Annotated in this window: 12 protein-coding genes and 2 tRNA genes; 9 read left to right on the forward strand and 5 right to left on the reverse strand. The window is 46.6% G+C overall.

Features of this window, described 5'->3' with window-relative positions:
- Positions 1 to 740: hypothetical protein (locus tag FHQ23_RS12370; RefSeq protein ID WP_176552269.1), on the forward strand; the 740-nt coding region annotated here is incomplete at its 5' end.
- A 275-nt stretch (positions 741 to 1,015) separates the two neighbouring features.
- Here FHQ23_RS12370 and FHQ23_RS06250 read toward each other — a convergent pair.
- The 3 genes from FHQ23_RS06250 to FHQ23_RS06260 all read right to left on the reverse strand — a co-directional run bounded on the left by FHQ23_RS06250 (position 1,016) and on the right by FHQ23_RS06260 (position 4,991).
- Positions 1,016 to 2,314, reverse strand: a complete 1,299-nt coding sequence (locus tag FHQ23_RS06250) for a type II toxin-antitoxin system HipA family toxin (RefSeq protein WP_139613550.1) — start codon at positions 2,312 to 2,314, stop codon at positions 1,016 to 1,018.
- Positions 2,314 to 2,592 carry a helix-turn-helix domain-containing protein gene (locus FHQ23_RS06255; RefSeq protein WP_139610205.1) on the reverse strand — a complete coding sequence of 93 codons (279 nt, stop codon included), beginning with the start codon at positions 2,590 to 2,592 and terminating at the stop codon, positions 2,314 to 2,316. Before FHQ23_RS06255 ends, FHQ23_RS06250 begins: the two co-directional genes overlap by 1 nt.
- A gap of 209 nt (positions 2,593 to 2,801) precedes the next feature.
- Positions 2,802 to 4,991: a heavy metal translocating P-type ATPase gene (locus FHQ23_RS06260; protein ID WP_139613551.1), complete on the reverse strand. Its 2,190-nt coding sequence runs from the start codon at positions 4,989 to 4,991 to the stop codon at positions 2,802 to 2,804.
- An 82-nt stretch (positions 4,992 to 5,073) separates the two neighbouring features.
- On the opposite strand from FHQ23_RS06260, the gene cadR reads away from it, so the two are divergent.
- A complete protein-coding gene (gene cadR, locus FHQ23_RS06265) occupies positions 5,074 to 5,523 on the forward strand; it encodes a Cd(II)/Pb(II)-responsive transcriptional regulator (protein WP_139613552.1) in 450 nt (149 codons plus the stop codon).
- Between the two features lie 4 nt (positions 5,524 to 5,527).
- On the opposite strand, the gene FHQ23_RS06270 is transcribed toward cadR, so the two are convergent.
- The gene (locus FHQ23_RS06270; protein WP_139613553.1) at positions 5,528 to 6,754 is read right to left on the reverse strand and encodes an MFS transporter; all 1,227 of its coding nucleotides are present in this window, start codon (positions 6,752 to 6,754) and stop codon (positions 5,528 to 5,530) included.
- 128 nt (positions 6,755 to 6,882) lie between these two features.
- Here FHQ23_RS06270 and mutY point away from each other — a divergent pair, with 128 nt between their 5' ends.
- From mutY to FHQ23_RS06295, 5 genes are all read left to right on the forward strand, one after another.
- Positions 6,883 to 8,016 carry an A/G-specific adenine glycosylase gene (gene mutY / locus FHQ23_RS06275; RefSeq protein WP_139613554.1) on the forward strand — a complete coding sequence of 378 codons (1,134 nt, stop codon included), beginning with the start codon at positions 6,883 to 6,885 and terminating at the stop codon, positions 8,014 to 8,016.
- 39 nt (positions 8,017 to 8,055) lie between these two features.
- Positions 8,056 to 8,328, forward strand: coding sequence for an oxidative damage protection protein (locus tag FHQ23_RS06280; RefSeq protein ID WP_139613555.1), 273 nt, complete (start codon positions 8,056 to 8,058; stop codon positions 8,326 to 8,328).
- Positions 8,329 to 8,353: 25 nt separating this feature from the next.
- Entirely contained in the window at positions 8,354 to 9,442 is a 1,089-nt protein-coding gene (gene mltC, locus FHQ23_RS06285) for a membrane-bound lytic murein transglycosylase MltC (RefSeq protein WP_139613556.1), read from the forward strand.
- 132 nt (positions 9,443 to 9,574) lie between these two features.
- Positions 9,575 to 9,650, forward strand: a tRNA-Phe gene (locus tag FHQ23_RS06290).
- 4 nt (positions 9,651 to 9,654) lie between these two features.
- Positions 9,655 to 9,730, forward strand: a tRNA-Asn gene (locus tag FHQ23_RS06295).
- A gap of 104 nt (positions 9,731 to 9,834) precedes the next feature.
- Here the strand turns inward: FHQ23_RS06295 and FHQ23_RS06300 are convergent.
- The gene (locus tag FHQ23_RS06300; protein WP_139613557.1) at positions 9,835 to 10,437 is read right to left on the reverse strand and encodes a YajG family lipoprotein; all 603 of its coding nucleotides are present in this window, start codon (positions 10,435 to 10,437) and stop codon (positions 9,835 to 9,837) included.
- Positions 10,438 to 10,557: 120 nt separating this feature from the next.
- Here FHQ23_RS06300 and FHQ23_RS06305 point away from each other — a divergent pair, with 120 nt between their 5' ends.
- Together FHQ23_RS06305 and FHQ23_RS06310 are read left to right on the forward strand one after the other, a co-directional pair.
- Positions 10,558 to 10,863: a BolA family protein gene (locus FHQ23_RS06305; RefSeq protein ID WP_139613558.1), complete on the forward strand. Its 306-nt coding sequence runs from the start codon at positions 10,558 to 10,560 to the stop codon at positions 10,861 to 10,863.
- Between the two features lie 366 nt (positions 10,864 to 11,229).
- Positions 11,230 to 12,570: a Na(+)-translocating NADH-quinone reductase subunit A gene (locus FHQ23_RS06310; RefSeq protein ID WP_139613559.1), complete on the forward strand. Its 1,341-nt coding sequence runs from the start codon at positions 11,230 to 11,232 to the stop codon at positions 12,568 to 12,570.
- Position 12,571 lies beyond the last annotated feature (1 nt).

Genomic DNA, 12,571 nt, shown 5'->3' on the forward strand with positions numbered 1-12,571 from the left:
CAGCACCACAGCCAGCTGAACCAGCAGCACCGCAGCCAGCTGAACCGGCAGCACCACCAGCGGTTGAACATCAAGGCTATGTGATTTCACAAGATGGGAAAAATGCTTGGAACGGAGAAGCCTCTGGCTACCAGGTTAAGCAACAAGGTGATGAATTTACAGCAGTCGCACAAGGTAGCTCATTGCAAATTGGCGATATGAAATTAGATTTAATCGATAGCAGCAATGCTAATTTAGGCTATTACGGTTATGTATCTACATTTACCCCTGACAGTGGTGTTGTGGGGCAAGATAGTGGTCAAAAACGTACAGTGGATCTGATGTATGCATTTGATGAAAGCAAAAAAGATGCTACTGCGCCGACATTGAATGGTTATCAAGGAACCGTCACCTATGGTGGTGATTTCCACTATTTGGCGGATACTGACCAAGTTAATCAAGCGAATATTTCCCTCAGCTATAACCCTGCGGCGAAGACTATGGCAGGTAATATCAGAGATACCGGCAAAGGGATTGATCTGGGATTGCAATTATCTGGAGAGTTGAACGGAGATTTTCAGATGATTGTAACACCGGTGAGAAACAACCACACTTCCACGGTGATTACTGAGAGAGGATCGTTAAACGGTCAGTTCCTTGACGGTGGAAAATATATTGTCGGCGATGCTGAATCCGGCGATGCGAATAAACAGTGGAAAGGTGTGTTCAGCACTAAAGAAACTGAGCGTGTACCGAACTAATTTAATAACGGAACTATCCTAGGGTCTGTTGATCTTTTAAGTATATTATTTGAGCTAAAACTAATCCTTTTAGCCTAGCACGGCAAAGCCGTACTAGGTTACGCATAGATCAGCCGCTTTGCGGCTGCTTCAGAGAGGCAAAGCCTCTCATCAATGCTTAACCGATTGCGACCATAGGTCGCTGTCGGATAAAATTACACTCTTTTTGCTTGATTTATAAACACAAAAGATCAACAGCCCTTAATTTCAAACCGCACTTCCAAAGTGCGGTTTCTCTACCCTTTCAACCGCTTTCCTTGCTGCCAAACACCTTCTAAAATTGGTTCGGCAATCTTTGGTGGAAAATTTTTCGGCAGCTGCTGCTGACATTGTTCAACCGCACTTTGATAATCAGTTGCGACCTGATGTAGTATTTCTTCAACCAACTGTTGACGCAAACCTGCTAACCTACCGGTTTCAATAAAATGGCGGATTTGGATTTTATCCCATAAATAGTGTTTATTTTTTCCGTGCCACGCCATCGCCATTTTGATTTTTTGCCGTTGCAAGCCTTGTGGTTTCAACAAAGGAAAAGCAGAGATCACATCATAGAACGGCGTTAAACGGTAGCGGTTATCTTTTTCCAAAAACAGACTGTAGTTTTTAGCGTGTCCGTCAATTGCCGCCATCAGCCAGAAAATAATTTGGGCTTTAAAAAAGTGTAGCCGATCGTCAAGGCTGTCTGTCGATCCCTTTAGCAGCGCGAGAATGGATAAAATACTGGGTCCGCCGTCTGCTTCATATTTTAACGCAGGCGCAATCGCCAACGCTTGGCATAGATCCTCCTGCGGCAAACGCACCAGCCAGCGGCCTGAAGCAGCCCAACGGCGATCAAAACGTTCGACGGATAAAACTTTGCAGTCACCAAAATGGAGAATTTCTGCATTTGCAGCAGGCAAACCAAAGGCTTTTAACAATTGCAAACAAAGCCATTCATTTTCGCAGCTGTCGGATAAATCAAGCTGCCCCTGTCCGACAACGCCAATCGGCAGTTTCAGAATATGGCTGGTCGGGGTGGTGTTGAGCGGTTTGCACCATTGCTTGTTATGGTATAAAAGTGCGGTTTTCTCCTGTGCACCGGCAAGGGAAATCCGAAAATCTTGCTGTGGATTATCCATTCCCAGTGGTGAAAACTGATAGTTCTTCAATAATGCGGCAATGTCGGTTTCACCTAACGGTACGGCTTCAATTCTTTTGACTGAATAAGGATGTTTCCCTTGAGGATAAAGTTGAATGGCGCCCACGCAGTCGTGCCCAATCGCACTTAATAAATCAAATGGATGTTTGGTAGCAACATGAAAACGTTGCTGAATGCGCGAGCGAATTTGCTCATTATCAGGCAGTAAATTATCGAAAAAATTATAAACAACACTGCCTTTATAAACTTTTTCCGATAATGGCAGCGATAACGAAATCGGACGTGCTTTGGTGTGGTTTAACCAAGTTGATTCGTATTGAAATTGGCTGGCACCGTCGCTGTTTTTTGTCCACAGCCCGACTTCAATACCGTTCATGGCAATCATCAAACGATTCATCACCAATCCTCATCATCAAAATCAGGCGTGGGTTCTTGGACTTGGTTGTTTGCCGGGATTGTGGTTTTATTGCGCGGTGAAAGCGTGATTTCCAGCTCTAACGCTGATAGCAAATTAAACAAAGTATCCACTTTGCTGCGTTCCGGCTGGTTTTCGAAGGCTGAAACCGTCGCTTGCTTCACACCGGCAAGTAAGGCAACTTGAGACTGCGATAACTTATTTTGATAGCGGAACTCTTTTAAGGCGTGCGCCAGCATTTTTGCAGTAGTGATAGCCATAATTTTATCCTCTTTAACAGATATTTTATAAAATACCCTTCAAAGCGGATAAAGTCAAATATATCCCTTTATAAGGATAAAATTTGTGCTTAATCTAAATTTCATTCGTCATTCAGCCGTGCATTATTTTTACCAGTTCAACCGCACTTTACTTTTTTAATGGCTATTGAGCAAAGTGCGGTTGGTTTTATTCAGATTTAAATAGAGGATTATTTCCGCAGCAAACGTAAACCATTCCCCACCACCAACAAACTCGCCCCCACATCGGCAAGTACCGCCATCCACATGGTGCCGATACCGCCTAAGGTCAAGGCAAGGAACACGGCTTTGACTAGCAAGGCGAAGCTGATGTTTTGCATTAAAATCGCGTGGGCGTTTTTGGATAAATAGATAAATTCAGGGATTTTGCCTAAGTCATCGTCCATCAATGCCACATCTGCGGTTTCAATCGCAGTGTCCGTTCCCATCGCTCCCATGGCGAAGCCGATATCGGCACGGGCCAGCGCCGGCGCATCGTTGATACCGTCGCCGACCATGCCGATTTTTTGTGATTTGGTTTGATTTTCAACCGCACTTTGCACAGTGTTGAGCTTATCTTGCGGCAGTTGGTTGCCAAGGGCTTCATCAATGCCCACTTGTGCCGCAATCGCATTGGCGGTGTGCTGATTGTCACCTGTCAGCATCAAGGTTTTCACCCCTAACTGGTGCAGCTCGGCAATGGCTTGGCGGCTGCTCTCTTTCACCGTATCGGCAACGGCAAACAGGGCTAGCACTTGGTGGTTATCCGCTAATACCACTACGGTTTTGCCTTGTTTTTCCAGTTGCTCGATTTGACTTTGTAATTCACTTGTGGCTTGCTTGCGTTCTTCAATTAAGCGAATATTGCCCAGTATATATTCCGTGCCGTCAATTTGCCCCTGTACACCACGCCCCAAAAGTGCGGTGAAGTTTTCCACGCTTTTCACGTTGCTATTCTCTGGATTTGCTGTCGCAATCGCTTGCGAAACAGGGTGATCAGAACGAGCGGCAAGGCTGACAGCAAGTGATTGTGCTTCTGCCAAAGGCATAGTAGCAAGTGCGGTCATATTGGTCTGTACTGGCTTACCATGGGTCAGCGTGCCTGTTTTATCGAGCGCCAAGGTGGTTAATAACCGCCCTTGTTCTAAATACACTCCGCCTTTAATCAAAATCCCTTTGCGCGCAGCAGCGGCAAGCCCACTCACCACCGTCACAGGGGTAGAGATCACCAAGGCACAAGGACAAGCAATCACCAATAACACCAAGGCTTTGTAAATCCAATCAAACCATGCACCTGCCATAAATAGCGGCGGAATGACCGCAATCAACAATGCAATCACCAACACCGCAGGGGTGTAAATTTGGGCGAATTTATCCACAAACCGCTGGGTCGGTGCTTTCACCCCTTGGGCTTCTTCCACTGCATGAATAATGCGTGCCAGTGTTGAGTGGCTTGCCGCAGCGGTGACTTGATATTCAAATGAACCGCTTTGGTTAATCGTGCCGGCGAATACTTGATCGCCCACGCCTTTATCCACGGGCAAACTTTCGCCAGTAATCGGGGCTTGATTGACCGCACTTTGCCCTTGGCTGATGTTGCCGTCAAGGGCGATCCGCTCTCCCGGTTTGACACGCACCACATCGCCCACGCTGACGCTGTCCGCTGCCACTTCCTGCCACGAGCCGTCAGGCTGTTGCACGGTAGCGGTTTCTGGGGCGAGCGCCATCAGTTCGGCAATCGCATTGCGTGCACGATCAAGCGATTTTGCTTCAATCACCTCCGCCAAGGTAAACAGCACCATCACCATCGCCGCTTCCGGCCATTGCCCGATGAGTAAGCCCCCAGTGACGGCAATGCTCATCAACGCATTGATGTTCAAACTGCCGGTACGAATCGACAGCCAGCCTTTTTTGTAGGTTTCGATGCCGCACAACAGCACCGCCGCCACCGCTAAGATTGCCCCAGACCAATGCGGCAAGCCAAACCAAGTCACCGCTTCTGACCCCAACGCCAGCACACCTGCAATCACCGATGGCAACAGCGGTTTTTGTGGAGCTTCGGTTTTCGCCAGTTTGCCGTCTGCTTCAGGCAATTCAGGCTCAAAGCCGAGCGAGCGAATCGCTTCCAATATTTTTGGCAGATCCTGTTTGCCATGGGTAACGGTCAACACACGCTGGATTAAGTTGAATTCCAACGCTTGCACTTCGTTCATGGTGGCGAACTTTTTACGGATCATCCCTTCTTCGGTCGGACAATCCATTTGTTGAATGCGAATGGCGGTTTGTACTCCGTTTGCCACTGTTTTACTTTGTGCCAATTGCTCAAAGTGCGGTTGCGTTTGTGACGGATTATGTTGATGTGAACAGCAGTTAGCCATCATCTTTTTCCTCTATAAAAATGTTCTGTTATGCTATATTAAACACCCTGTAGTTGCTACAGGGTCAAGCAGGAGAAGGAAAAAAATGAAAATCGGTGATTTAGCCAAACAAACCGGTTGCCCGGTAGAAACCATTCGTTATTACGAACGGGAAGGTTTGATGCCGCAAGCGCAACGCAATCTGATGAATAATTACCGTGAATACGGCACGGCGCATTTAGAGCGTTTGGTGTTTATCCGCCGTTGCCGTGCGTTGGAAATGACACAGGATGAAATCCGCGAACTGCTGCAAGCCAAAGCCGACCCCAACGCCAGTTGCGCCTCGATTAATGATTTGATTGATCAACATTTATTGCATGTCAAAGCACGGATTCGTGAGTTGCAATTCTTAAAAAAGCAGTTGAGCGAATTACGCAGTCAATGTCATGACATTCACAATAATGAAAGTTGCGGCATTCTGAAAGGCTTACAGCAACCGAATGGCGGTGAAGTTATCCAATCAGTGAGCCATCTGGGTAAGGTGTGTGATAAATAACGATTTAGGCACGCACCATTTTTTCTTCGCGAATTGGTAAATTCAGCACGGCGGCAAGAGCGGCTAAGATCATATCGGCATACCACATCCAGCTGTAATCACCGTAAATGGTGATGGCGAGGCCGCCCAAATACGCACCGAAAAAGCCACCGACTTGGTGCGACAACAAGGTTAAACCAAACAGGGTTGCCAAATAGCGCACCCCGAATAGTTTGCCGACGGTTGCCGCAGTTGGCGGTACGGTGGCAAGCCATGTTAGTCCTAAGCCGATGGCAAACAGATAAAACGTCATCGGGCTGCTTGGCGCTATCAGATAAATACCGATTAGCGCGGCACGCGAGGCGTACATCCAAAACAGAATATATTTGCTGCGGTAATATCCGACTAACCAGCCGACCACCAAGCTGCCGACTACATTAGACAGCCCGATAATCGCCAGTGACCATGAAGCAACGTCGGCTGATAATTTGCTGAGCGATACTTCAGTCGGCAAATGGGTTACCAAAAATGCGATATGAAAGCCACAGGTGAAAAAACCAAGATGCAACAAAATGTAGCTGCGATCTTTAAACGAGGCGAGCACCGCTTGTTTTAAACTTTGTTCGGGCGTGCTGACCGCATTTGGCGTATTTTTTATGGTGGTATCGTCGCGCGATAGCCAACGGGCAATCGGCAAACAGATCAGACTGATAATCGCCAGCGTATACATCGCCCCTTGCCAGCCGAAGGCAGGAATAATAATCAAACCTTGCACCAACGGTGCAAACAGAAATTGCCCGAACGAACCACCGGCATTGACTATTCCCGAAGCCACACCCCGTATTTTTTGTGGTAGTTTATTGGAAACCTGACTGATTAAAATCGAAAAACTGCCAGCCCCGGCACCAAAAGCGAGCATAATTCCCATAGTAAAGGTTAAACCGAGGGTTGACGGAAACAGCGGTGTAAGGGCGAATCCGGCTGCTAACAGCAGCGTGCCCCACAGTAAAACAGGCCATGCGCTGTAACGATCCGCAAGTGCACCGGTAACCGGCTGTGCTACGCCCCACATCAATTGCGTGACCGCCATGGCAAAACTGATACTGGTAATACTCAGTGCGGTTTCTTGATGAATCGGCTGCACGAACAATCCCAATGCCATGCGCATGCCCATGGTGATCATTAAAATTGAGGCGGCAGCAAGGATAATCAGAGTGAAGCGTGGGTTGTGGCTGGTTGGCGAGAAGTTCATGCCTAAATCTCAGGTTAAGTCAAAAATGTCATTCTAGCAAAAATACAGCATGAAGAAAGTGTGATTTTTCATAGCGTCCCGACCGCACTTGCGGTAAAGTGCGGTTTTTGATTCACAATAGAGACGTTATGTTAGCCCAATCTTCAATTCATACGCCTTTTGCCCGTGCGGTGCTCGACTGGTATCGCCAATACGGACGCAAAGATTTACCGTGGCAGCGCAATAAAACCTTATACCAAGTCTGGTTGTCGGAAGTGATGTTGCAGCAAACCCAAGTCGCTACCGTCATTCCCTATTTTGAACGGTTTATCGCAACATTCCCGACAGTGACGGCGCTGGCGCAGGCGCCGATTGACGAGGTGTTGCATCTGTGGACCGGGTTGGGCTATTACGCCAGAGCCAGAAATTTGCATAAAACAGCGCAGTTAATCCGCGATCAGTATCAAGGGCAATTTCCTACTGAGTTTGAACAGGTTTTGGCGTTGCCGGGGGTGGGCAGAAGCACGGCAGGGGCGATTTTATCCTCCGTATTAAATGCGCCCTATCCGATTTTGGATGGCAATGTGAAACGGGTATTGGCGCGCTATTTTGCGGTTGACGGTTGGAGCGGCGATAAAAAGGTCAGTGATCAGTTGTGGCGGCATAGCGAACAGGTCACACCGAACCAACAAGTTGCCGATTTTAATCAGGCGATGATGGATCTTGGCGCAATGGTTTGCACGCGCAGCAAACCCAAGTGCGGTCTGTGCCCACTGCAAAGCGAGTGTCAAGCGAATCAGCAGCAGAATTGGCAGGCTTACCCCGGTAAAAAAGCCAAGAAAGCGTTGCCGGAAAAGCAGGCTTACTTTTTGATTTTGGCAGACGGCGAGCAAGTGTTGCTACGACGGCGCCCGCCGCAAGGGCTGTGGGGCGGCTTGTATTGCTTCCCGCAGTTCGACAGCAAAACCGCACTTTTGGATTATTTACAACAGTATAATATTGAACAGTATCAACAGTGGGTGGCATTTCGACATACCTTCAGCCACTTTCATCTGGATATTGTGCCTGTGTATGCAGAAAAAAGCCTGAACAGCAGTCAAAAGTGCGGTCAGCCGCAACATTTTGCAGAAAAAGTGGCGGAAATCAGCGTGGAGTATGGTGCGGAGATACCCGAACCACACAATTATTGGTATAATTTTCAAACACCGCCCAAAATTGGGTTGGCGACGCCAATGAAAAATTTATTATTACAATTACAGGCAATGCAACCAAAGCAGCATTAGTCTGTCTAATAAACGATTTAACGTAAAAAGGACTAGCAAATGGCACGAACAGTTTATTGTGAATATTTGAAACACGAAGCCGACGGACTGGATTTTCAACTCTATCCGGGCGACTTGGGCAAGCGTATTTTTGATTCGATCAGCAAACAGGCTTGGGGCGAATGGATGAAAAAGCAGACCATGCTGGTGAACGAGAAAAAACTGAATATGATGAATGCCGAACATCGTCAACTACTGGAAAGCGAAATGGTGAATTTCCTGTTTGAAGGTAAAGACGTGCATATCGAAGGCTATGTTCCGCCAAGCCAATAATCAGCGCATAAGTTAGGGTTTAGCTATGAAAAAATATTTACTGGTGCTGCTGATTCCGTTGTTGGTGGCTTGTGGTTCGTCCTCGAAGAAAAGCAACGGGATTGATTATGATGATGCATTTGCCAAAGATCTGCGTGGTTTGGATATCCTGACCGGGCAGTTTTCGCATAATATTGACCGTAAGTGGGGCGTGAATGAGCTGTTGGTGGCGAGTCGTAAGGACTACGTTAAATATACCGACCAATACAATACCCGTAGCCATATCAGCTTTGATGAAGGCAAAATTACAATTGAAACCCAGGGAATGGATGCCTACCGTTTAAAAAAATCAATCGTGCATACGTTGATGATGGGCTCTGATGCTAACGGCATCGATCTGTTTGCTGACGGTGATGCGCCAATCAGCTCGCGCCCGTTCTTGGCGGGGCAGGTGGTTGATCATCGAGGGGCTACGATTAATAATTTGGATAGCGCTAATCAATTTGCCAATTATTTGCTGCAAAACAGTTTGCAAACCCGCCGTTTGGGCAACGGACAGCTGGTAGAATATGTTACGATTCCGATGATTGCCAACCATGTTAATGTGCGGGCGCAAAAATATGTGCCTTTTGTGCGTCGTGCAGCACGCCACTATAATATTGATGAAAGCTTGATTTTGGCGATCATGCAAACAGAATCCAGTTTTAACCCTTATGCCATTAGTTATGCCAACGCAATGGGCTTAATGCAGGTAGTGCCGCACACTGCTGGGCGTGATGTGTTTAAAATTGTGAAAAACCGAGAGGGGCAGCCTAATAAAGAGTATTTGTTTGATCCGCACCAAAATATTGATGCGGGGGTTGCTTATTTATCAATTCTGCAAAACAGCTATTTGGCAGGTATCACCGATCCGTCGTCGAAACGTTATGCCATGATTTCCGCCTACAACAGCGGTGCAGGAGCGGTGTTGCGCGTGTTCGATCAGGATAAAACCATGGCGGTGGAAAAAATCAACCGCTTACTGCCTGAGCAAGTATACCGCACTTTGACCACCAAGCATCCGTCTTCACAGGCAAGAAATTATCTGGTGAAGGTTGATTCGGCACAGAAAAAATATCGGGTGCGAGCGAATTAATAAACAATTTTCGGATTAAAAACAGACGCTTTGCACATAAAGCGTGCAAACGAGTGGGGCAATGAAAGTTTTTTTAAAATAGAGGTTGACTTGAAACTCAAAAAAACGTTTAATACGCACCACTGATGAGTTGCCTCGATAGCTCAGTCGGTAGAGCAGGGGATTGAAAATCCCCGTGTCGGTGGTTCGATTCCGCCTCGAGGCACCACTTTTCCTCCTTAGTTCAGTCGGTAGAACGGCGGACTGTTAATCCGTATGTCGCTGGTTCAAGTCCAGCAGGAGGAGCCATTATTCATAACCCGTTGAGTCTACTCAGCGGGTTTTTTTGTTGTCTGAATTTAGGTGTTAAAAAAACCGCACTTTTGAAGTGCGGTTTTAGCTGGGACTTTGAATTACTGGCTTAAACTCAGCAACGCATTGCTGATTTCATTGTCGTTATAGAACTTGGTCACGACATCTTGGAATGATTTGTTGATGATTTTTTGGATACCTTCATTATTTACACCGAATACCCCCTCTTGCGAGTTGGTGGCGCCGAAGCTTTTCGAGAAGGTGCCTTTTGCGCCTTGTACTTCGACCACCATATTCACTTTGCTGTCGATTTTATATTTCAGATTGCCTTCGGTTACTTGCGCATTGAAGTCAGTGATTCGAACCACTACGTTGCTGTTCGAGTTAGCGCCGCTGGCAATCCGAAATCCTTTGCTGTTTAAGCCTTGTTGTACCACTTGTTGAAACAGTTGTGACACTTCAGGACTTGAGGTTAAATGCTTCATGCTGCCGCTTTCAGTATAACTGGCAATGGTAGCCGTGTTGCGCTGATCTTGGCTGACAACGTTGACAACAACCCGCTGATTGGCAGTATTAAATTGTGCGGTGGGTGCCGGTGGCGTAAATGTCAATACATTGTTGCTTTGGGTTTGACAGCCGGTCAGTAATACCGCACCGCCTAAAAGTAAGGCATATGAAAAAGTTTTTAATGAGGCTTGTTTCATTTTATCTCCTTAGGGTCTGTAAAATATCTGAGGGTTATTGTTGCAAACTAACGTAACAAAGTATAGCGTTAGACCACAAAATCACTATTTTATTCATTTTATTTGAACGTGGGAGTTTTTATGGATCAGCAACAGATTACCGCACTTTTGCAACAGGCATTGCAGCCTAGCTATCTAGACGTGGTTAATGAAAGTCATATGCACGCTTCCGGTAAAGGGGCGAATTCGCATTTTAAAGTGATTGTGGTCGCAGCGGCATTTAATGGCTTGCGGGCGGTGGCTCGTCATCAAAAAATCTATCAGCTCGTCCAGCCACAAAACAATGCTATTCACGCTTTGGCAATTCATGCCTATGACGAAACGGAATGGCGAGAAAAACAGCAACAAGTCTTGCCATCACCGAATTGTATGGGACATGGTGATTAACTCCTTGTAGTTATTTCGTAACACTGTGATAACAAATTTAGTAAAATAATGGACTCAGATCAAAAAAAGTCGTGGTTAAAGTAGAATTATAGGGGGTGAATTGGTTACAATAAGCCGTTTCTATTATCAAAAATTTAACCACTCGAGACAGCTTGTTTTGTGAATGTAAGGAGCAAATACAGCTTTTCGAGAGAACCAGAATTTGAGTTTTAACTTTTATGTTTGAGCGGTAAGTCTTTATCGGCGATCCTCGTCGCGATACGGTAAAACTTTTTCGCCATTCATTGCTCAAAACGAGGCTGTTGCCAGCGATGATCTTGCGGTAGCAGTCGTGATGTAAACCTAACTAAAAGTAGTGCTAACAATATGATTACAATTAAGAAAGGCTTGGATCTTCCAATTTCAGGGAAGCCGGCACAGGTAATCCAGAATGGCCCTGCCATTACTGACGTTGCGGTGCTTGGCGAAGATTATGTGGGTATGCGTCCGTCTATGAGTGTCCGCGAAGGGGATGTTGTCAAGAAAGGTCAGGTGCTTTTCTCTGATAAGAAAAACCCAGGTGTGGTATTTACCGCACCGGCAAGTGGCACCGTGACGGCAATTAATCGTGGCGCTAAGCGTGTATTACAATCAGTGGTGATTCGCATTGAAGGAAATGAACAAGTTACCTTTAACCGCTATGAGCCTCAGCAACTGTCGTCGTTAAGTGACGAACAGGTTCGTCAAAATTTGCTGGAGTCCGGTCTGTGGACCGCACTTCGTATGCGTCCGTTCAGCAAAACGCCTGCAGTTGATAGCATCCCGGCAGCTATTTTTGTCAACGCCATGGACAGCAACCCATTAGCAGCTGATCCAACAGTGATTATTCAAGAAAATCAGCAAGCATTTCAAGATGGCTTGTTGGTGTTGAGTCGTTTGAATAGTAACAAGCTGTATCTGTGCAAAGCAGCGGGTTCATCGATTAATACACCACAAATCGAGAAGCTGCAAATCGAAGAGTTTGCCGGCCCGCATCCTGCCGGATTAAGTGGTACACATATTCACTTTTTAGACCCAGTCAGTGCCACCAAATCAGTTTGGTATCTGAATTATCAAGACGTGATTGCAATTGGTAAATTGTTTACCACTGGAGAATTGTATGTGGAACGAGTGGTTGCGCTAGCGGGTCCACAAGTGAAGAATCCGACATTGTTACGCACTCGCTTGGGCGCCAACCTTTCACAATTAACAGCCAACCAATTGAAAGACGGTGAAAACCGTGTAATTTCCGGCTCAGTACTGAGTGGTACCACTGCGGTTGGTCCGCATGACTATTTGGGACGTTATGCGTTACAAGTTTCGGTGATTGCCGAAGGGCGTGAAAAAGAGTTCTTAGGCTGGATCATGCCGGGTGCAAATAAGTTTTCGGTTACCCGTACCGTATTGGGGCATTTCGGCAACAAATTATTTAACTTTACTTCAGCGTTGCACGGTGGACACCGCGCAATGGTGCCGATCGGTTCATATGAACGCGTCGTACCGTTGGATATTATCCCGACTCTGCTATTGCGTGATTTGAGCGCAGGTGACACTGACAGTGCACAAGCCTTAGGTTGCTTGGAGCTTGATGAAGAAGATTTGGCGCTGTGTACTTTTGTCTGTCCGGGTAAAAATGAATATGGTCCAATCTTGCGTGCTGCGCTAGATAAGATCGAGAAGGAAGGTTAAA

The sequence above is a fragment of the Testudinibacter crocodili genome (assembly GCF_006228025.1).
GTDB lineage: Bacteria > Pseudomonadota > Gammaproteobacteria > Enterobacterales > Pasteurellaceae > Chelonobacter.